Source organism: Streptomyces coacervatus (genome assembly GCF_029223485.1).
In the GTDB taxonomy this organism is placed as follows: domain Bacteria; phylum Actinomycetota; class Actinomycetes; order Streptomycetales; family Streptomycetaceae; genus Streptomyces; species Streptomyces coacervatus.
Genome location: NZ_JARHTP010000010.1, coordinates 102681 through 122447 on the forward strand (window position 1 = coordinate 102681; position 19767 = coordinate 122447).

General features: G+C 70.5%; 20 protein-coding genes and 1 pseudogene. 9 read left to right on the forward strand and 12 right to left on the reverse strand.

Annotation, left to right across the window (positions count from 1 at the left end):
• Positions 1 to 32 precede the first annotated feature (32 nt).
• The 3 genes from P2Q00_RS24805 to P2Q00_RS24815 are packed head-to-tail and all read left to right on the forward strand — an operon-like array spanning position 33 to position 2311.
• Entirely contained in the window at positions 33 to 386 is a 354-nt protein-coding gene (locus tag P2Q00_RS24805) for a histidine triad nucleotide-binding protein (protein ID WP_275774896.1), read from the forward strand.
• A gap of 6 nt (positions 387 to 392) precedes the next feature.
• Positions 393 to 1298: a ribonuclease Z gene (locus P2Q00_RS24810; protein WP_275774897.1), complete on the forward strand. Its 906-nt coding sequence runs from the start codon at positions 393 to 395 to the stop codon at positions 1296 to 1298.
• Between the two features lie 20 nt (positions 1299 to 1318).
• A complete protein-coding gene (locus P2Q00_RS24815; protein WP_275774898.1) occupies positions 1319 to 2311 on the forward strand; it encodes an adenosine deaminase in 993 nt (330 codons plus the stop codon).
• A gap of 41 nt (positions 2312 to 2352) precedes the next feature.
• On the opposite strand, the gene P2Q00_RS24820 is transcribed toward P2Q00_RS24815, so the two are convergent.
• Together P2Q00_RS24820 and P2Q00_RS24825 are read right to left on the reverse strand one after the other, a co-directional pair.
• The gene (locus P2Q00_RS24820; protein WP_275774899.1) at positions 2353 to 3561 is read right to left on the reverse strand and encodes an MFS transporter; all 1209 of its coding nucleotides are present in this window, start codon (positions 3559 to 3561) and stop codon (positions 2353 to 2355) included.
• A gap of 197 nt (positions 3562 to 3758) precedes the next feature.
• A complete protein-coding gene (locus P2Q00_RS24825; protein WP_275774900.1) occupies positions 3759 to 4553 on the reverse strand; it encodes an IclR family transcriptional regulator in 795 nt (264 codons plus the stop codon).
• 105 nt (positions 4554 to 4658) lie between these two features.
• Between P2Q00_RS24825 and P2Q00_RS24830 the strand changes: the two genes are divergently transcribed.
• Positions 4659 to 5948 (forward strand): glucarate dehydratase family protein, encoded by a 1290-nt coding sequence (locus P2Q00_RS24830; protein ID WP_275774901.1) that lies wholly within the window; start codon positions 4659 to 4661, stop codon positions 5946 to 5948.
• A gap of 200 nt (positions 5949 to 6148) precedes the next feature.
• Positions 6149 to 7297, forward strand: a complete 1149-nt coding sequence (locus P2Q00_RS24835) for a carbohydrate kinase family protein (protein ID WP_275774902.1) — start codon at positions 6149 to 6151, stop codon at positions 7295 to 7297.
• Between the two features lie 21 nt (positions 7298 to 7318).
• Here the strand turns inward: P2Q00_RS24835 and P2Q00_RS24840 are convergent, their stop codons facing one another.
• Genes P2Q00_RS24840 through P2Q00_RS24860 form a run of 5 tightly spaced genes read right to left on the reverse strand, consistent with a single transcriptional unit; the run spans position 7319 to position 10966 of the window.
• Positions 7319 to 7672: a cytidine deaminase-like protein gene (locus P2Q00_RS24840; RefSeq protein WP_275774903.1), complete on the reverse strand. Its 354-nt coding sequence runs from the start codon at positions 7670 to 7672 to the stop codon at positions 7319 to 7321.
• A 49-nt stretch (positions 7673 to 7721) separates the two neighbouring features.
• Positions 7722 to 8081 carry an MmcQ/YjbR family DNA-binding protein gene (locus P2Q00_RS24845; RefSeq protein WP_275774904.1) on the reverse strand — a complete coding sequence of 120 codons (360 nt, stop codon included), beginning with the start codon at positions 8079 to 8081 and terminating at the stop codon, positions 7722 to 7724.
• Positions 8078 to 9385 (reverse strand): hemolysin family protein, encoded by a 1308-nt coding sequence (locus P2Q00_RS24850; RefSeq protein ID WP_275774905.1) that lies wholly within the window; start codon positions 9383 to 9385, stop codon positions 8078 to 8080. The genes P2Q00_RS24845 and P2Q00_RS24850 overlap by 4 nt, the downstream gene beginning before the upstream one ends.
• Positions 9382 to 9879 carry an rRNA maturation RNase YbeY gene (gene ybeY, locus P2Q00_RS24855; protein WP_030934120.1) on the reverse strand — a complete coding sequence of 166 codons (498 nt, stop codon included), beginning with the start codon at positions 9877 to 9879 and terminating at the stop codon, positions 9382 to 9384. The genes P2Q00_RS24850 and ybeY overlap by 4 nt, the downstream gene beginning before the upstream one ends.
• Before the next feature lie 13 nt (positions 9880 to 9892).
• Positions 9893 to 10966 (reverse strand): PhoH family protein, encoded by a 1074-nt coding sequence (locus tag P2Q00_RS24860; RefSeq protein WP_275774908.1) that lies wholly within the window; start codon positions 10964 to 10966, stop codon positions 9893 to 9895.
• 377 nt (positions 10967 to 11343) lie between these two features.
• Between P2Q00_RS24860 and P2Q00_RS24865 the strand changes: the two genes are divergently transcribed.
• Both P2Q00_RS24865 and P2Q00_RS24870 read left to right on the forward strand, forming a co-directional pair.
• A complete protein-coding gene (locus P2Q00_RS24865; protein WP_275774910.1) occupies positions 11344 to 11820 on the forward strand; it encodes a hypothetical protein in 477 nt (158 codons plus the stop codon).
• 119 nt (positions 11821 to 11939) lie between these two features.
• Positions 11940 to 12497 (forward strand): annotated as a pseudogene (locus P2Q00_RS24870) (DUF916 domain-containing protein); the annotation flags it as partial.
• On the opposite strand, the gene P2Q00_RS24875 reads toward P2Q00_RS24870, so the two are convergent.
• Complete coding sequence (locus P2Q00_RS24875; RefSeq protein ID WP_133926381.1) at positions 12391 to 12729, reverse strand: P-II family nitrogen regulator; 339 nt, start codon at positions 12727 to 12729, stop codon at positions 12391 to 12393. The pseudogene P2Q00_RS24870 and the gene P2Q00_RS24875 sit on opposite strands and share 107 nt — an antisense overlap.
• On the reverse strand, positions 12726 to 14048 hold the full coding sequence (locus P2Q00_RS24880; protein ID WP_275774913.1) for an ammonium transporter: 1323 nt from the start codon (positions 14046 to 14048) through the stop codon (positions 12726 to 12728). The genes P2Q00_RS24875 and P2Q00_RS24880 overlap by 4 nt, the downstream gene beginning before the upstream one ends.
• A 153-nt stretch (positions 14049 to 14201) precedes the next feature.
• Here P2Q00_RS24880 and era point away from each other — a divergent pair, with 153 nt between their 5' ends.
• The gene (gene era / locus P2Q00_RS24885; protein WP_275774915.1) at positions 14202 to 15170 is read left to right on the forward strand and encodes a GTPase Era; all 969 of its coding nucleotides are present in this window, start codon (positions 14202 to 14204) and stop codon (positions 15168 to 15170) included.
• A 145-nt stretch (positions 15171 to 15315) separates the two neighbouring features.
• Here the strand turns inward: era and P2Q00_RS24890 are convergent, their stop codons facing one another.
• Positions 15316 to 16176 carry a helix-turn-helix transcriptional regulator gene (locus P2Q00_RS24890; RefSeq protein ID WP_275774917.1) on the reverse strand — a complete coding sequence of 287 codons (861 nt, stop codon included), beginning with the start codon at positions 16174 to 16176 and terminating at the stop codon, positions 15316 to 15318.
• A gap of 119 nt (positions 16177 to 16295) precedes the next feature.
• On the opposite strand from P2Q00_RS24890, the gene P2Q00_RS24895 reads away from it, so the two are divergent.
• Positions 16296 to 17150 carry an NAD-dependent epimerase/dehydratase family protein gene (locus tag P2Q00_RS24895; protein ID WP_275774919.1) on the forward strand — a complete coding sequence of 285 codons (855 nt, stop codon included), beginning with the start codon at positions 16296 to 16298 and terminating at the stop codon, positions 17148 to 17150.
• A 15-nt stretch (positions 17151 to 17165) separates the two neighbouring features.
• Here P2Q00_RS24895 and P2Q00_RS24900 read toward each other — a convergent pair whose 3' ends face one another.
• Together P2Q00_RS24900 and P2Q00_RS24905 are read right to left on the reverse strand one after the other, a co-directional pair.
• A complete protein-coding gene (locus P2Q00_RS24900) occupies positions 17166 to 18419 on the reverse strand; it encodes an MFS transporter (RefSeq protein WP_275774921.1) in 1254 nt (417 codons plus the stop codon).
• Positions 18416 to 19741, reverse strand: coding sequence for a GH1 family beta-glucosidase (locus tag P2Q00_RS24905; protein ID WP_425579612.1), 1326 nt, complete (start codon positions 19739 to 19741; stop codon positions 18416 to 18418). Before P2Q00_RS24905 ends, P2Q00_RS24900 begins: the two co-directional genes overlap by 4 nt.
• Positions 19742 to 19767: the final 26 nt, after the last annotated feature.

Sequence of the window (19767 nt, forward strand, 5' to 3'; positions counted from 1 at the left end):
GTAAACCACGCCGCCCAACCCCCGGAGGGAACATGCCAGGGGAGCCGCAGGACGACTGCCTGTTCTGCAAGATCATCGCTGGGCACGTCCCGGCGACGATCGTCCGCGAAACGGAAACCACCGTCGCCTTCCGGGACATCAACCCCCAGGCACCCACCCACGTCCTGGTGATCCCCAAGGCGCACTACAAGAACGCGGCCGAGCTCGCCGCCGCCGAACCGGTGCTCGCCGCGGACGTCCTGCGGGAGGCCCAGTCGGTCGCCGACGAGGACAAGCTGGAGAGCTACCGCATCGTCTTCAACACGGGCGCCGGCGCCGGCCAGACCGTCTGGCACGCCCATGCGCATGTCCTCGGCGGCCGCGGCATGCAGTGGCCCCCCGGATAACTCGCAATGTCCGTACGTGAATTGGTGGTCCTCGGCACCGCCAGCCAGGTCCCCACCCGGCACCGCAACCACAACGGCTATCTGCTGCGCTGGGACGGCGAGGGCATCCTCTTCGACCCCGGCGAGGGCACGCAGCGCCAGATGCTGCGGGCCGGGGTCGCCGCGCACGACCTGAACCGGATCTGCGTCACACACTTCCACGGCGACCACTCGCTGGGCCTGGCAGGCGTCATCCAGCGCATCAACCTCGACAAGGTCCCGCACGAGATCACCGCGCACTACCCGCGCTCCGGCCAGCGCTTCTTCGACCGCTTGCGGTATGCGACCGCCTACCGGGAGACGGTCGCGCTCACCCAGGCCCCGGTCGACACGGACGGCCCCGCGGCCGTCACGCCCTCGTACACCCTCGAAGCCGTCAGGCTCTCGCACCCCGTCGAGTCCTACGGCTACCGGCTGATCGAGCCCGACGGCCGCCGGATGCTCCCCGACCGCCTTGCCGCGCACGGCGTCAAGGGCCCCGATGTCGGCCGTATCCAGCGGGAGGGCGCCATCGACGGGGTGTCCCTGGAGGACGTCAGCGAGGTGCGCCGCGGGCAGCGGTTCGCGTTCGTCATGGACACCCGCCTGTGCGACGGCGTGCACGCGCTCGCCGAGGGCTGCGACATGCTCGTCATCGAGTCGACATTCCTCGACGAGGACACCGACCTCGCGGTCGAGCACGGCCACCTCACCGCGGGCCAGGCGGCGGCGGTCGCGCGGGAAGCGGGCGTACGGCATCTGGTCCTCACGCACTTCAGCCAGCGCTACAGCGACCCCGACGAGTTCGAGCGGCAGGCACGGGCGGCGGGCTTCGAGGGCGAGCTGACGGTCGCGCACGATCTTCTCCGGGTGCCGGTTCCGAAACGGCGGTAAAGCACCCGTACGATGCTGCGATGCCCCTCCCCAAAGCAGAACTGCACCTCCACATCGAAGGCACCCTGGAGCCGGAGCTGGCCTTCGAGCTGGCCGCCCGCAACGGCGTCGAGCTGCCGTACGCCGACAGCGACGAGCTCGGCAAGGCGTACGACTTCCAGGACCTCCAGTCCTTCCTGAACCTGTACTACGAGCTCATGGCCGTCCTGCGCACCGAGCGGGACTTCGAGGACCTCGCGAACGCCTACCTCGCCCGCGCCGCCGCGCAGGGCGTGCGGCACGCGGAGATCTTCTTCGACCCGCAGGCGCACATCGCGCGCGGGATCCCCATGGGCACGGTCGTCGAGGGGCTGTGGCGGGCACTGGGGAGCAGTGAGCAGAACCACGGCGTCTCGACGCGGCTCATCCTGTGCTTCCTGCGCGACGAGTCCGCAGAGTCGGCGCTCGAGACCCTGGAGGCCGCGAAGCCGTACCTGGACCGGATCACGGGTGTCGGCCTCGACTCGGCCGAGGTCGGGCACCCGCCGGTGAAGTTCCGCGAGGTGTACGAGGCCGCCGCGTCGCTCGGTCTGCGGCGCGTCGCGCACGCGGGGGAGGAGGGGCCGCCTGAGTACATCACGGAGGCGCTGGACGTGCTCGGCGTCGAGCGGGTGGACCATGGGCTCAGGTGCATGGAATCCCCCGAGCTGGTCGAGCGGCTGGTCCGGGAGCGCATCCCGCTGACTCTGTGCCCGTTGTCCAATGTCCGCCTCCGCACGGTCGACACCCTCGCCGACCACCCGCTCCCGGCCATGCTGGACGCGGGGTTGGTGTGCACGGTGAACTCCGACGACCCCGCCTACTTCGGCGGCTATGCGGGCGACAACTTCGACGCGGTGCGCTCGGCGCTGGGCCTGAACGAGGACAGGCTCCGGGAGTTGGCCCGCAACTCCTTCCTCGCGTCTTTCCTGGAGGACGACGAGGAGCGGCGGGCGCGGTATCTCGCCGAGGTGGAGGCGTACGAGTTTTCTTAGCTGCGGGCCGGTGGGGGCTGGTCGCGCAGTTCCCCGCGCCCCTAACGGGGCGCGATGCCCGCCTTGTCGTAGGCGCGCTGTGCCGGGACGGCCGGGGCCTCGACGGTGATCTCGACGACCGGGAGGGGCCGCCTGCCCGCCCGCAGTGCAACTGCCGTCAGCGGCACCGCGATCGCCAGCAGCCCAGCTGCCAGCACCGCACCCATGACCGGGAACCCGGCCTGCGCCGCCAGTACGCTCCCGGTCAGCGGCCCCGCGGCCGTCCCCAGCGAGGACGTCGACCCGACAAGCACCGCCCAGCGCCCGCGTGGGTCCAGCGAGGCCGCCAGTCCGATCACGTACGACAGGACGATCGGGTAGAGCACGTTCCAGGCGATCTCACCGCCGGCGAAGGACCTCAGGTCGGTCGCGGACGCGCTGAGCACGATGCAGCCGGAGATCAGCGCCGTTCCGGCCCCGATGGGCAGCGCCCGGCCGAGCCGCGGCCCGACCGCTCCCGCGCCGACGACCCCCAGCAGCCCCGCGCCGAGCGCCACCGCGAAGACCAGGCCGACGGTGGCCTCCGGCAGGTGCGCCTGGGCCAGACCGATACGGCCGCTGACGCCCCACAGTGCGTTCTGCACGAGCGACCAGCAGAACATGACGACGGCGAGGACCAGGCCGGAACGCAGGTGGGGGAGGCGGCTGCCGTCGAGAGGGCTGTGCGAGGCCGCCGTACGGACCGGGAGCCGGCCGGTGAGCGGCCAGACGGCGAGCGCGGTGAGCGCGATCGCGGCGAGGGGCTGCCCGTGGCCCGCGCCCAGGTGGGGGACGGCCAGATACACGGCGCCCGCGAGCGCGGAGACACCGAGCAGGCCCAGCGTGGTCGTACGGTGCGGATCCCGCTGGGCGGCGATCCCGGTGGCGGCGACCGTGGTGGCCGTACCGGACCCGAAACCGCCGACCAGCGCGCCCGCGACGACGGCCGGGACGGCACTGGTGAGCGCGGCACCGCCGTAGCCGAAGACCGCGAGGGCGAGGCCGATGCGGGCGAGTGTGCGCGGGCCGACGCGGTCCACGCGTGAGGCGAGCAGAAAGCCGGCCGCGGCCGAACTCAGCAGCAGCGCACTGCCGATGGCCCCCGCCTCGGTGGCGGTGAGCGCAAGCCCCGAATCCAGCCGTCCGACGGTGGTCGGCAGCAGATACGGAGCGAGGTACCCGGCCGTGAAAAGGGCGACGAGGGGCCAGGGGGTGGTGCGAGGGGCGAACACGGGCGTTCCCAGGGCATGCGAAAGAAGCGGCTCAAGAAGGGGTTGGGCGACGACCGTCGACGGACAGGAACGCGCGGAGAATTTGTATCAAGCACTCGGTTCGGGAAAGAAGGCGGGGGCGTGTGATGTGGCACACGTTGCGTTTGGGGTGAGGAAGGTCGGGTAGACGAGCGCCCCAACTGCCGTGGATCTACGGGCTAACGCCAGTGAACGGCGCCGCCGGCACCCCGCGCCGCCGCCTCCGCCTTCGCCCTGATCTCCCGCATCACCGAGACGATCCGCTCCTCGTGCTCCGGCGTGAGCCGAGCCACCGGCACCGAGCAGCTGATCGCGTCCTGCGCGGGGGTCTCGTAGTGCAGCGCGAAGCCGAAACCGACGATTCCGGCCACGCCCTCCTCGCGGTCGACCGAGTAGCCGCGGGTGCGGACCGCCGCGAGGTCCGCCGCCAGTGACTCACGGCTGGTGTGCGTGTTCGGCGTGAGTGCCTCGTACGGCCCCTCGGGCAGCTCCTCGTCGGGCCGTTCGGCCAGCAGCGCCTTGCCCAGGGCGCCCACGTGGGCCGGCAGCCGCCGCCCCACCCGGCTGATGGTCCGCAGATACTCGTGCGACTCCCGGGTCGCGAGGTACGCCACGTCGCGGCCGTCGAGCCGCCCCATGTGGATCGTCTCGCCGAGCGCCTCGGAGGCCTCGTCGAGATACGGCCGTACGACGCGCACCCGCGGGTCGGAATCGAGGTAGCTGGTGCCGGTGAGCAGGGCGTGGATGCCGATGCCGTAGAGCGAGCCGGTGATGTCCGTGCGTACCCAGCCCCGGCTGATCAGCGTCTGCAGCAGTGCGTACATCGAGCTGCGTGGCACGCCGAGCTCGTCCGCCAGCTCCTGGAGTCGCGCCGGACGGTCGCCGCGTACGGCGAGCAGTTCCAGCAGCTCGACCGTCCGCGCGGCGGACTTCACCTCGCGGACGCCCCCGGTCTCGCTCCCCGTCTCCGACATGAGCCGATCGTAATCGGGTGCGGCCGCCTCATTGACGCTCGGTGTTCGTGTATCTAACCTCCATCTTTATACGTGGATGGTGTCTACATAGGGAGATGGGCGAGGGTGAACCTCACGATTGCGGATGTGCGGCTGACGCCGATCCTGGTCGCCGACCCGCCTCTCCTCAACACGCAGGGCGTGCATCAGCCGTACACCCCGCGGCTCATCGTGGAGGTGGTGACGGCCGACGGGGTCACGGGAGTCGGCGAGACGTACGGCGACACCAAGTACCTGGAGCCGGCCCGGCCCTTCGCCGAGAAGCTGAAGGGCCGTCAAGTCAGTGATCTGAACGGCCTGTTCGTGATTGCCGATGAGGTCTCCGTCGATGACTCCCGGGTCTCCGGCCAGGTCGACGTCGGCGGACTGCGCGGTGTCCAGACCGCCGACAAGCTGCGGCTGTCCGTCGTCTCCGGCTTCGAGGTCGCCTGCCTCGACGCCCTCGGCAAGGCGCTCGGCCTGCCCGTGCATGCGCTGCTCGGGGGCAAGGTGCGGGACGCGGTCGAGTACAGCGCGTACCTGTTCTACAGGTGGGCCGACCATCCCGAGGGCGTGGCCTGCGAGAAGGACGACTGGGGGGCCGCGGTCGACCCGGCGGGGGTCGTGGAGCAGGCGCGGCTGTTCAAGGAGCGGTACGGGTTCACGTCGTTCAAGCTCAAGGGCGGGGTCTTTCCGCCGGACGAGGAGATCGCCGCGGTGCGCGCCCTGGCGGACGCCTTCCCCGGGCATCCTCTGCGGCTCGACCCCAACGGTGCCTGGTCCGTGGAGACTTCGCTGAAGGTGGCGAAGGAACTGGGGGGCGTCCTCGAATACCTGGAGGACCCGGCGCTCGGGGTCTCCGCCATGGCCGAGGTGTCCGCCGGCACCGGGGTGCCGCTCGCCACCAACATGTGTGTGACCACCTTCGCCGAGATCAAGGAGGCGTTCAGCCGGGACGCCGTACAGGTGGTGCTCTCCGATCACCATTACTGGGGCGGTCTGCGGAACACCCGGCAACTCGCCGCCATCTGCCGCACGTTCGGGGTCGGGGTGTCCATGCACTCCAACACGCACCTGGGGATCAGCCTGGCCGCGATGACGCATGTCGCGTCGACCGTGCCGAATCTCCAGCATGCCTGTGACTCCCACTATCCCTGGCAGTCGGAGGACGTGCTCACCCGGCGGCTGACCTTCGAGGGCGGCAGGGTCGCCGTGTCCGACGCGCCGGGTCTCGGCGTTGAACTCGACCGCGAGAAGTTGCAGTTCCTGCATCGGCGGTGGCTGGATGACGATGGTGCGCTGCGTGAGCGTGACGATGCGGCGGCGATGCGGGTCGCCGAGCCGGGGTGGGTCACGCCGAGCGTGCCTCGCTGGTAGCGCCGCCAGGGGGCTCCGCCCCCTGGACCCCCGATCGGCCTGGACCCCCGATCGGCCTGAACGGCCTCGTCCTCAAACGCCGGACGGGCTGAAGAGCCGGAGGTGGTCTGACGCGCCCGGTGCCTGCGGCGTGAGCGGCGGCGCGTTGTCAGTGGGGTGGTGCACACTGGCCTGATCCGCACCATGTCAGGGAGTGCACCGTGAGCGCGTCCAACGGGAAGGGGCCACTGCCCATCACAGAGGGACCGGAGTGCCAGGCCCAGGTCGACCCCCTGGCCGCGCTGCGCACGCCGGACGATCCCCCCTGCGACGTGTACCTGACCGGCACCGTCTTCCTCGACATCATCTTCACCGGGCTCGACTCCGCCCCGGTGCGCGGGACCGAGTCCTGGGCGCGCGGGATGGGGTCGAGCCCCGGCGGTGTCGCCAACATGGCCACCGCACTGGCCCGCCTGGGCCTGAGGACGTCCCTCGCGGCGGCCTTCGGCGACGACCACTACGGGGAGTACTGCTGGGACGCCCTGGAGCAGGGCGAGGGCATCGATCTGTCGACATCGTGCACGGTTCCCGGCTGGCATTCGTCGGTCACCGTGTCGATGGCGTACGAAGGGGAGCGCACCATGGTCTCCCACGGCCATGAGCCGCCCCCCGAGGCCGTGTTCAACCAAGGGGGCCCCGCCGACTGCCCGCCTCCCGCGCGTGCCGCCATCGCCTCCCTCACCCCCGGCAAGCGCGCCCCCTGGATCGCCCAGGCCGCGCACCGCGGCACCCGCATCTTCGCCGACGTCGGCTGGGACGACACCGGCGCCTGGGACCTGGCGGGCCTGCCCGACCTCGAACACTGCGAGGCCTTCCTGCCGAACGCGGAGGAGGCGATGCGGTACACGGGCGCCGCGACTCCGCGCGCCGCCGCCCACGCCCTCACCGAGCACGTACCGCTCGCGGTGGTCACCCTCGGCGCGGAGGGGGCGTACGCCGTCGACCGACGCACCGGAGAGACGGCCGAGGTCCCCGCCATCGCCGTGGAGGCCCTGGACCCGACCGGCGCGGGCGATGTGTTCGTCGCCGGTTTCGTCACCGGCACGCTCGCGGACTGGCCGCTGGCGGACCGGCTGGCGTTCGCGGGGCTGACGGCCGCGCTGTCCGTCCAGGAATTCGGGGGTTCCCTGTCGGCGCCGGGGTGGTCCGAGATCGGGGCCTGGTGGCGCCGGGTGCAGTCGGTGGAGGGACAGGATCCGGCCGCTCTGCATCGGTATGCGTTCCTGGAGAGCCTGGTGCCCGAGGAGGCGGCCAGACCGTGGCCGCTGCGGCGGGCCGTGCCGACGATCGGGTTCGGCAGACTGGGCTGAGAGCGGACCGTCCGGACCTCGTCAGCCCGCCGTCACCGTGCCACGGACGGTGCCGTCCGGCCCGGCCACCAGCACCGGCGTCCCGGCCCCGCCCAGATCCCGTACCGCCGCCCGGTCCTCGGCCGATGCCGACTCCGCCTCCGTCACCACGGCCGCCGCCTCCAGGGACTTCGCCCCGGACGCCACCGCCATGGCCACCGCCGTCTGCAGCGCACTCAGCTTCAGCGACGCCAGGTCGACCGTCCCTGCGACATACGTACGGCCCGTCTCGTCCCGTACGGCAGCCCCCTCGGGCACACCGTTGCGAGCCCGCGCGGAACGGGCCAGGGTGACGATCTTGCGGTCCTCGGCGTCAAGCGCGCTGCTGTCGGTCATGAGCCGAGCATACGGACCGGCACCGTGGCCATCCGGCCACGGGCGGCGTTCAGGAGCGGTCGAGGCGGAGGCGCTCGGCGCGCGGCAGTCCGGCCACCACCAGGTCGTACGAGTCCTCGATGAGCTCCCGGACCAGCCGGTCAGGGAGTTCGCCGTCGACCGTGACGGTGTTCCAGTGGCGCTTGTTCATGTGGTAGCCGGGGATGATCAGGCCCTCGTACTCGGTACGGAGCCGGATCGCGTCCTCCGGGTCGCACTTGAGGTTGACCGTGAGGGGGCGGCCACCGAGGTTCGTGAGCGCGAAGAGCTTGCCGAGCACCTTGAAGACCGAGGTCTCCGGGTTGAACGGGAAGTCCTCCACCGTCGCGTTGAAGGACAGACAGAAGCCGCGCAACTCCTCAGGGGTCATTCGTCCTTCGCCTCTTCCTCGGGCGGATCGGCGGGGCCCACCGGCTCCACCAGCACGGTCACGATCTTGTTCCGGCGACCGGCGGCCGCCTCCGCGGTCAGGCGGAGTTGCCGCCCGTCCGGAAGTTCCACGACGCTCGACGCGCCGGCGATGGGCACGCGACCCAGCGCCTTGGCGAGCAGTCCGCCCACCGTCTCCACGTCCTCGTCGTCGTACTCGTCGAGCCCGTACAGCTCGCCGAGGTCGGTGATGTCGAGGCGGGCGGTGACCCGGTAGCGGTCCTCGCCGAGGTCCTCGACCGGCGGCAGCTCACGGTCGTACTCGTCGGTGATCTCTCCGACGATCTCCTCGAGGATGTCCTCGATGGTGACGATGCCGGCCGTGCCGCCGTACTCGTCGATCACGACGGCCACGTGGTTGCGGTCCTGCTGCATCTCGCGCAGCAGGTCACCGGCGTTCTTGGTGTCGGGTACGAAGGCGGCGGGCCGCATGGCCGTCGACACCAGCTCGCTCTCGGCGTCCCGGCTGATGTGCGTCTTGCGCGCCAGGTCCTTCAGATACACGATCCCGACGATGTCGTCCTCGCTCTCCCCGGCGACCGGGATGCGCGAGAAACCCGAGCGCAGGGCGAGCGTCAGGGCCTGCCGGATCGTCTTGTACCGCTCGATCACGACCAGGTCGGTCCGCGGGACCATGACCTCCCTCACGAGGGTGTCGCCGAGCTCGAAGACCGAATGCACCATGCGGCGTTCGTCGTCCTCGATCAGCGACTCCGCCTCGGCCAGGTCGACCAGCGCCCGCAGCTCCGCCTCGGACGCGAACGGGCCGCGCCGGAAGCCCTTGCCGGGCGTCAGCGCATTGCCGATGAGGATCAGCAGGGACGGGATCGGCCCCATGATCCGCGCCAGCGGCAGCAGCACATACGCCGCCGCCGTCGCCGTGTTGAGCGGATGCTGACGGCCGATGGTGCGCGGCGAGACACCGACGGCGACGTACGACACGAGGACCATCACGCCGATCGCGACCAGCAGCGCACGCGTGGTGCCGGAGAACTCCTGCAGACAGGCGTACGTCACCAGGGCCGCGGCCGCCATCTCGCAGGCGACCCGGACCAGCAGCGCCACATTGAGATAGCGGGTCGGGTCGGCGGCGATCTGCGCGAGCTTCGCGCTGCCGCGCCGCCCGGAGCGCACGGCCTCCTCGGCGCGGAAGCTGGAGACACGCGCGAGGCCCGCCTCCGCACAGGCGGCGAGCCACGCGACGACGACCAGGGCGATGGCGCCCGCGACGATCTGCGGACTCATGAGACGGTCGGCGCCGGGGACGGCCCGGTCAGGCCCTTCTCCGCGCGCCAGCCGTCCACGATGGCCGCCTGCAGACCGAACATCTCGGCCTTCTCGTCGGGCTCCTCGTGGTCGTACCCGAGGAGATGCAGCACTCCATGGACGGTGAGGAGCTGGAGCTCCTCGTCCATGGAGTGCTGGGTGTGCGCTTCCTCGCCCTGCTTCTTGGCGACCTCCGGGCAGAGCACGATGTCGCCGAGGAGGCCCTGCGGGGGCTCGTCGTCGTCCTTCGACGGCGGACGCAGCTCGTCCATCGGGAAGGACATGACGTCCGTCGGCCCCGGCAGGTCCATCCACTGGATGTGCAACTGCTCCATGGCGTCGGCGTCCACGACGATCACCGAGAGCTCGGAGAGCGGGTGGATGCGCATCCGCGCGAGCGCGTAGCGGGCGATGTCGAGGATCGCCTGCTCGTCGACCTCGGTTCCGGACTCGTTGTTGACGTCGATCGACATGGTGCCGCTGTGTCTACTTCCCCTTGTGCCCGGACTGCCTGCCCCGGCCGCCCTTGTGGGTGCCGTTCTCGGTGCCGTGCTGGCTGTCGTACTTCTCGTACGCGTCGACGATACGGCCGACGAGCTTGTGCCGTACGACATCGTGGGACGTGAGACGGGAGAAGTGGACGTCGTCGAGGCCTTCGAGGATGTCCTGCACCTGACGCAGACCCGACTTGGTGCCGTTCGGCAGGTCGACCTGCGTCACGTCACCGGTGACCACGATCTTCGAGTCGAAGCCGAGACGGGTGAGGAACATCTTCATCTGCTCGGGCGAGGTGTTCTGGGCCTCGTCCAGGATGATGAAGGCGTCGTTCAACGAACGCCCACGCATATACGCCAGGGGCGCCACCTCGATGGTCCCCGCCGCCATCAGCCTCGGAATCGAGTCCGGGTCCAGCATGTCGTGCAGCGCGTCGTACAGCGGGCGCAGATACGGGTCGATCTTCTCGTAGAGCGTGCCGGGGAGGAAGCCCAGCCGCTCGCCCGCCTCGACCGCCGGCCGGGTCAGGATGATGCGGTTGACCTGCTTGGACTGGAGGGCCTGCACGGCCTTGGCCATGGCGAGGTAGGTCTTTCCAGTACCCGCCGGGCCGATGCCGAAGACGATCGTGTGCTTGTCGATCGCGTCGACGTACCGCTTCTGGTTGAGGGTCTTGGGGCGGATGGTGCGGCCGCGGGAGGACAGGATGTTCTGCGTCAGTACCTCGGCCGGGGTTTCCTGGCCGTCGCTCGTCCCGTTCTCGCTCGCCTTCAGCATGGCGATCGAGCGTTCCACTGCGTCCTCCGTCATCGGCTGCCCGGTGCGGAGCACCAGCATCATCTCGTCGAACACGCGCGAAATGAGGGCGACCTCTGCCGGGTCGCCGACCGCGCTGATCTCATTGCCCCGGACATGGATGTCGGCTGCCGGGAAGGCCTTTTCGATCACACGCAGAAGGGAATCGCCGGACCCCAGGACGGTCACCATGGGGTGCTGGGCGGGGACGGTGAACTGTGCTCTCGCCTGATCCTGCGCGCGGGTGTGAGCTGAGGGTGTCTGAGTCATGGGCCGGCTCTGTAGGCCTGCGATTCCTCCTCGTCACGGCCGCGTAGCTGAGGGCGGCCTCGCGATTCCAAGAGTACGACGCGGTACTGACAACGCCGTAGGGCTTTTCTTCATACGGCTGTTCGGTACGGAGAGTCACCGGACGGTCGCAGGGGTGATCCGGCAGCGGCAGCGCAAGTGGTCCGGAATTCACCCTTGCTGTTTCTTCATCTCACGGGCATCAATGGAACCGGTAGTTCCGACGGTCCGTCAGATTCACACCCCCCACGACGCGCGTCCCGCACCACGCCCGCCGACGGCCCGTCCGGACCTCTCCCATCCATTCCCATCCATCCCCACATGGCAGTTCCCAGCTTCGGGAAGGGAGCCGGATCCCCATGAGAGCCAGACGAACAAGCACCGGTGCGGCAGTGGCGGCAGGGGCCCTCGCGGCCGTGTCGCTCGCGTTCGCGCCCAGTGCCCTCGCCGTCACTCCGCAGTCGGCGACGATCACCGCCGACTGCGGAAGCTTCGGCGGCGGAGCGGCCACGCTCACGGCCACCCAGGACGGTACGGCGGCCACCATCACCGTCACGTCGTCCGCCATCACCGCGCCGATCGCACTGTCGCAGGACTCGATCTCCTCGACGCTGACCATGGTCAAGGCGAGCGGCGGCACCACCGCCTTCACCGGCACCAAGAACCCGGCGATGGCCGCCGGCGACCCCGTCACCGTCGGCCCGCTCTCCGGCACCGTCGCCTCCGGCGACAGCCTGGAGGCCTACGGCGGCTCGCTGCAGATGACCGTCTTCGGTATCACCATCACCTGTACGGCGACCGGGGCGCAGTCACCGGGACCGTTCGTGTTCGACTGACACTTCCCAACTGAACGCGGTGGACCGTCAGTTCGCGATCTGTGCGCGATCTGTGCGCGATCCTGTGAATCTGACGGTCCATCAGTTCAGTTCCGCCGTCTCCATTGACTTCTCACGCAGCCTGGGCGAGGCCCGCGAAGTCCCGTGTGACCGTCCCGCCGCACGGCAGGGTCGCCGTCCCCTGCACGCTGCATGTGCCCCAGGGAGCCGAACCGGGCGACCATCCGGGCGCGTTGGTGGCGCTCGACGAACGGATCGACAAGGGCGACGGTTCACTCGCGCTCGGTGTGCAGCGGGCGGTGGCCGCCCGTGTGTATCTCCGCGTCGGCGGCCCGACCCTCCCCGCGATCGCCGTCGAGAACGTCCATGTCGTCCACCACCAGCCACTCGTCCCCGGCCTCGGCGACAGCACGGCGACGATCTCCTACACCCTGCACAACACCGGCAACGTCACGTTGACGGCGAGCGCGACGGGCACGCGGGAGTCGGCGAGCGCGTCCTTCTTCGCCCTGCCGTGGGTGGTGACGCTGATGCTGCTGGCGGCGGTGGTCGTGGGAGTGGTCCTGGGCGTCAGAGCGCGTCGGGGCCGCGCTCTCCCGTCCGTACCCGTACGACCGTCTCGACCGGCAGCGCCCACACCTTCCCGTCCCCGATCTTCCCCGTCTGCGCGGCCTTGACGATCGCGTCGATCACGGCGTCCGAGTCCGCGTCCTCGACGACGACCTCTATACGGACCTTGGGGACGAGGTCGACCTGGTACTCGGCGCCGCGGTACACCTCCGTGTGGCCGCGCTGCCGGCCGTACCCGCTGGCCTCGGTCACGGTCAGGCCGTGCACGCCGAGCTCCTGGAGGGCGGTCTTCACCTCGTCGAGGCGGTAGGGCTTGACGATGGCGGTGATGAGCTTCATGCCTGGCTCTTGACCTTCTGGGCGGAGGGGACGACGGACGAGCTGACCGGGGCGCCATGGCCCAGGACGCCGTGATCGTATGCGGTCTCGGCGTGCACCGTAAGGTCCAGGCCGGTGTGCTCCTGTTCCTCACTCGCACGGAAGCCCATCGCCCTGTCGATCAGTTTGCCGATGCCGTACGTGACGAGGAAGGCATACGCGGCCACGGCGATCACGGCCACCAGCTGTTTGCCGAGCTGGGCGAGCCCGCCGCCGTAGAGGAGGCCCTCGGGGCCGTCCGTCATCTCCTGTACGGCGAAGACGCCGATGAGGAGGGTGCCGATGATGCCGCCGACCAGGTGGACGCCGACGACGTCGAGCGAGTCGTCGTAGTCGAGCTTGAATTTCCAGCTCACGGCGTACGAGCAGACGACACCGGCGGCGAGGCCGACGACGAGGGCGCCGAGCAGGGAGACGGATCCGCAGGAGGGCGTGATCGCGACCAGACCCGCGACCGCGCCGGAGGCCGCGCCCAGGGTCGTCGGGTGGCCGTCGCGCTTCTGCTCGACGAAGAGCCAGCCGAGCAGGCCGGTGCAGCCGGCGGCGAGGGTGTTGAGGAAGGCGGCCGCGGCCAGCCCGTTGGCGCCCAGCGCCGAGCCCGCGTTGAACCCGAACCAGCCGAACCACAGCAGCCCCGCGCCCAGCATGACCATGGGCAGGTTGTGCGGACGCATCGCGTCCTTCTTGAAGCCGAGCCGCGGGCCGAGGACCAGGCACAGGGCCAGGCCCGAGGCGCCGGAGGTGATCTCCACCGGGAGCCCGCCCGCGAAGTCGAGGGCGCCGAGGCGGTTCGCGATCCAGCCGCCGGGGCCCCACACCCAGTGCGTGACGGGAACGTATACGAGCAGCGCCCAGACGGGCACGAAGACCAGCCAGGCCCCGAACTTCACGCGGTCCGCGATCGCGCCGCTGATCAGGGCCGCCGTGATGATCGCGAAGGTGAGCTGGAAGGTGGCGAAGAGGAGGGTGGGGACGGTGCCGTGGACGCTGTCCGGGCCGAGGCCCGCCATTCCGGCGTGGTCGAGGTCGCCGATCAGGCCCCCGCCGAGGTCGTCGCCGAAGGCCAGCGAGTACCCGGCGGCCAGCCACACCACCGTGACCAGGGCGATCGACACGAAGCTCATCATCAGCATGTTGAGGACGCTCTTCGTGCGGACCATGCCGCCGTAGAAGAGGGCGAGGCCCGGGGTCATCAGCAGGACGAGGGCGGTGGCGGCGAGCAGCCAGGCGGTGTCACCCGCGTTGATCTGCGCTGCGGCGAGGGTCACGGTCGTCTCCATCGGAATGTGGGCTCGTCAGAGGCTCACCGCCGTGCGTTTCCGGATGCGTACGGGTGTGTTTCCGTGAGGTTTCATTGCGTGTGGGTTACCGGAATCTCACGGCGTGGCCGGCGCTCGGGCGCTTGTACGGCAGGGGTCTGTGGATCAGGGAGAATGGGCGCCATGAGCGTTCGCAGTCAGTCATCCGAGCCGTCGGCGTCGTCCGCGGCACCCCACCGCGCCGGCTTCGCCTGCTTCGTGGGCCGTCCCAACGCGGGCAAGTCCACTCTTACGAACGCTCTGGTCGGCCAGAAGGTGGCGATCACCGCGGACCAGCCGCAGACGACGCGGCACACGGTGCGGGGGATCGTGCACCGGGAGGACGCCCAGCTGATCCTGGTCGACACCCCTGGGCTGCACAAGCCGCGCACGCTGCTGGGGGAGCGGCTCAACGACGTCGTACGGACGACGTGGGCCGAGGTCGACGTGATCGGGTTCTGTCTGCCGGCGAACGAGAAGCTCGGTCCCGGTGACCGGTTCATCGCGAAGGAACTGGCGTCGATCAAGAAGACGCCGAAGATCGCGATCGTCACGAAGACCGACCTGGTGGACAGCAAGACGCTCGCCGAGCAGCTCATCGCGATCGACCAGCTCGGCAAGGAGCTGGGCTTCGAGTGGGCGGAGATCGTGCCGGTGTCGGCGGTCGGCGACAAACAGGTGGACCTGCTGGCCGACCTGATCGTCCCGCTCCTGCCGGAGGGGCCCGCCCTCTACCCCGAGGGTGATCTCACCGACGAGCCCGAGCAGGTCATGATCGCGGAGCTCATCCGGGAGGCGGCGCTGGAGGGTGTGCGTGACGAGTTGCCGCACTCCATCGCGGTTGTGGTGGAGGAGATGCTTCCGCGGGAGGACCGGCCTGCCGACAAGCCGCTCCTCGACATCCATGCCTTCGTGTACATCGAGCGGCCGAGCCAGAAGGGCATCATCATCGGCCCGAAGGGTGCGCGACTGAAGCAGGTCGGGATCAAGTCGCGGAAGCAGATCGAGGCGCTGTTGGGTACGCCGGTGTTCCTGGACCTTCACGTCAAGGTCGCCAAGGACTGGCAGCGGGATCCTCGGCAGCTGCGGAAGCTGGGGTTCTGAGCTTTTCCTCGTCCTCAAACGCCGGACGGGCTGAAAGATCAAGCCCCGGCCGGCGAAATTCAGCCCCTCCGGCGTTTGAGGAGCGGGGGTCCGGGGGCTGGCCCCCGGGACGGGACGGGTAGGGGCGGCGGGGGCGAAAACCCCGTCAGGCGTCGCGGTCCGCCGCGGTCGGGGACATGTCCTGCAGGCCCACCACCCGCAGCAACTGCAGCCGCTCATGGGACTCCGTGCCCGGACGGGCCGTGTGGATGACGAGCTGGTGGTGGTCGTCCTCGTTCAGGAGGATCTCGCAGTCCAGCTCCAGGAGACCCACCAGAGGGTGCCGGAAGCGTTTCGTCGTCGCGCGGCGGACCGACACCTCGTGTTCGGCCCACAGTCGCGCGAACTCCTCGCTCCCCGCCCGTAGTTCGGCCACGAGCGCAGCCGGCTCCAGGTCGTCGGGACGCGCCGCCGCCACCGCCCGCAGGTTGGCCACATGGGAGCGGGCATGCTCCGCCACATCCTCCGGCGGGAACAGCTCCCGTGTCGCCGGGTCCAGGAAGAAGCGCCGGATCAGATTGCGCTCGCGCGGCGGGCGGGCGAACGCGTCGCCGCTGAGCGCCCTCGACATCGCGTTCTGGGCCAGCGCCTCGCCACAGTCGCTGACCACCATCGCCGGTGTGTCGTGCAGCCGGTCCAGGACCAGCAGCAGGCCTGGCCGTACATGCGCGGACGCCGTCCCGCGGCGCGGCGGCTCCTCGCCCGTCAGGTGGAACAGGTGGTCCCGTTCGTCGTCCGTCAGGCGCAGGGCGCGGGCCAGTGCCGTCAGCATCTGGCGGGACGGGTGCGGGCCCCGGGACTGTTCCAGCCGCGTGTAGTAGTCCACGGACATGCCGGCCAGCTGGGCCACCTCCTCGCGGCGCAGGCCGGGCGTACGGCGGCGCGCGCCGGGCGCGAGGCCCACGTCGGACGGGTCCAGGCGGGCGCGGCCGCGGCGCAGGAAGTCGGCGAGTTCGGCTCGGTTCACCTCTCCAGCCTGCGGGACGCCGTCCGGCTTATCCAGGGACTGTCGATCCCCTGATCGGGAGGTCTCTCCCGGATGCGAGAACCCCGTTGAAAGCTGGGCCGGGACGAGAGGAGCAGAACATGCTGACATTGGTGACCGGTACGACAGGACAGGTCGGAAGGCGTTTCGTGCCGAGGCTGATCGCCCAGAGCCGGGCCGGCGAGCGGGTGCGGGTTCTGGTGCGTGACGAGGCCCGCGGGGAGCCGTTCGCCGAGCTGGGCGCCGAGGTCGTCGTCGGCGACCTGCGGGACTCCGAGGCGCTCGGCAAGGCAGTGGCCGGCGTCGACGCGGTCGTGAACGTCGCCGCGTCCTTCCGCGGGGTGCCGGACGAGGAGGCCCGGGCCGTCAACCGGGACGCGGCAGTCGAGCTGGGCCGGGCCGCGCTCGCCTCCGGCGTACAGCGCTTTGTGCAGGTCAGCACGGGCCTGGTGTACGGCGTCGGGCGCGGCCGCCCGGTGACCGAGGAGGACGAGAGCCGGCCCGGCGGCGCGATGTGGGGCGCCTACCCCGAGTCGAAGGCCGCGGCAGAGCGGGAACTGCTCGCGTTGGACGGCATGGATGTGCGCGTCGCCCGCCTCCCCTTCGTCTACGGCGAGGGCGACCCGCATCTCGCCCAGTCCCTGATGTGGGCCGGGAACTGGGCGGCGACCCAGCGGCTGCACATGGGCCACCACGCGGACGTCGCCCAGGGCCTGCTGCGCATCCTGCACGCACCGGGAATCGCCGGCCGGATCTACAACATCGCCGACGACGCCCCCGTCACGGCGGTCGAGCTGCACCAGCTCAACGGCGTCGAGATCCCCGAGGAGCTCTACACCCGCACCGACCCCGACCCGTGGTTGGTGATCGTGTCCACCGACCGCATCCGCCGGGAACTCGGCTACCGCCCCCTGTACCCCAGCGTCTACGCGGCCCGGGCCGCCGGCGCCCTGTAGGCCCTCACCAGGCCGTCACTGCACGCCCCGGATCCGCTGCACCAGTACCGCCCCCGCCAACCCGATCACGGCCGACACCAGATACAGCACCCGGTATCCGCCGAGATACGTCACGATCGGTGCGGCGAGGGCGGGGGCGGCCACCTGGGGCAGGGCGTTGGCCACATTGATGACCCCCAGGTCCTTGCCGCGGTCCAGCGCCTTCGGCAGCACGTCCGTCATCAGCGCGAAGTCGACCGACGTGAACACGCCGAAGCCGACCCCGAGGACCGCCGCCGCCACGATCGCGCCCGGCCAGGTCTGCCAGCCCGCGAGCGCCGCCGTCGCCACCGCCATCAGCACACCCGACCAGATCACGAACGGCTTGCGGCGCCCCAGCCGGTCCGACCAGACGCCTCCGACCACGACCGTGGCGAGCAATGTCAGCCCGTTCACCGCCGTCAGGATCAGCACGCCCTGGTCGGGGTCGCCGTAGTGCAGGCGGTCCCGGAGGTAGTAGAGGAGGTACAGCAGCACCAGCGCGTTGCTGAGGTTGATCAGGAAGCGGGTCAGCCAGGCCCAGCCCAGGTCCGGATAGCGGCGCGGACTCAGCCAGAACCCGGCGGCGAAGGACCGCCACGACCACGCCGGCCGGTCCGCCGCCCCCAGCCGCAGGTCCTCGTACCGCAGGACGTACGGCAGCACGCCCACCACCGTGAACACCGCGCACGCCGCATACCCGGCCCCGACGCCCCCGGTCACCGTCGCAAGCCCCGTCCCGCCGACCACACCGAGGATCTGCGCGGCCCCCAACCAGCCGCCCACCGAGCCCCGTTGGAGCCGCGGCACCCGGTCCGGCACCGCCGCCGTCACCGCCGCGAACGCCGCGTTCAGCGTCAGCTGGACCAGGCACCAGCCCGCCGCCATCGTCCACACCCCGCCCGCGCCCGCGAGCAGCAGCAACGACAGTCCGCCGCCCGCCGCCCCGGCCACGATCCACGGCGTACGGCGGCCCCGACGCGAGGTCGTGCGGTCCGACAGCGCGCCGAACAACGGGTTGGCGAGCAGCGAGACCGCCGCACCGGCCCCCGTCACCCACGCCAGCATGGTCTCCTTGGACATGCCGGAACCCGGCGCGAAGTCCTTCGCCTGCGAGGCCAGCAGAATCTGCAGGGGGCCGTACCAGCCCACCCAGATCGCCCCGTTGGCGAGGGACAGGGCAGCCGTCCAGCCGCGGCCGACCCGTTCGACCGGCTCGGCGAGCGCCTGCGACGGCCGGGTGGCCGTCATCTCTGGGCCCGCAGCAGCTCCCGGTACCAGCCGTACGAGTCCTTGGGCGTCCGCTTCTGCGTGCGGAAGTCCACGTGCACCAGCCCGAACCGCTGCGCGTACCCCTCGGCCCACTCGAAGTTGTCCATCAGCGACCACACGAAGTACCCGCGTACGTCCACGCCCGCCTCGACCGCGTGGTGCAGCGCACGGATGTGACCGTCCAGGTAGGCGATCCTGGCCCGGTCGTGGATGCCTTCGTAGGAGCAGCCGTTCTCGGTGATGACGACGGGCGGGAGCCGGTCGCCGTAGCGCTCCCGGAAACCGGTGAGCAGCTCGGTCAGCGCCTCGGGGACCACCGGCCAGCCGAACCCCGTCACCGGGACGTCCTCGATCTCCCTTACGGAGAAGGGGAGTTCGGCCGGGATCGTGAGCCCGCCGAACTCGATGTCGGCGCCCAGGGGTGCGCCCACCCGGGTCGGGGCGTAGAAGTTGATGCCGTAGAAGTCCAGCGGCTCCCCGATGACCTTGAGATCCGCCGCGACGTCCCCGGGCATCAACTCGCCGATTCCCTCGGGGTATTCGCCCCGCAGGACGGGGTCGGCGAACAGCCGGTTCAGCAGCAGGTCGTAGAAGTCCGCCGCCTCCACGTCCGCCTGCTCCTGGGAGGCCGGCCAGGTCGGGCCGTGCGAGTTGGCGATCCCGATGTCGCCGGCGCCGGACGCGCGCAGGGCCTGGACGGCCAGACCGTGGGCGAGGAGCTGGTGGTGGGCGGCCGGCAGCGCGTCGAAGAGCAGCTGCTTGCCGGGCGCGTGCGCACCCAGCGCATGCCCCAACAACGTATGTTCCGCGGGCTCGTTGATGGTGATCCACTTCTGCACGCGGTCGCCGAGACGGTCCGCGACGACCGACACGTACTCGGCGAAGCGGGCAGCGGTGTCCCGCTCCAGCCAGTCCATTCCCAGGGGCAGATCCCAGTGGAAGAGGGTCGGCACCGGTCGTACGCCCGCCGCGCACAGCTCGTCGACGAGGCGGTCGTAGAAGTCGAGGCCGCCCGTGGAGCGCACCCTCGGCCAGGAGATGGAGAAGCGGTACGCGTCCACGCCGAGGCCGGCCAGCAGGGCCACGTCCTCGCGGTAGCGGTGGTAGTGGTCGCAGGCCACCGCCGCGGTCGAGCCGTCCTTCACCCGCCCCGGCCCGTCCGTGAAGGCGTCCCACACGGACGGCTCGCGCTCCTCGACCGCGCCCTCGATCTGGTGGGCCGAGGTCGACACGCCCCACAGGAAGCCGGCCGGGAAGCGGGGTATCGGGTTGCCTGCATCAGTCGCCATGGGCGGGATCATCCTTACCGGCGGTAACGGAAGTCAAC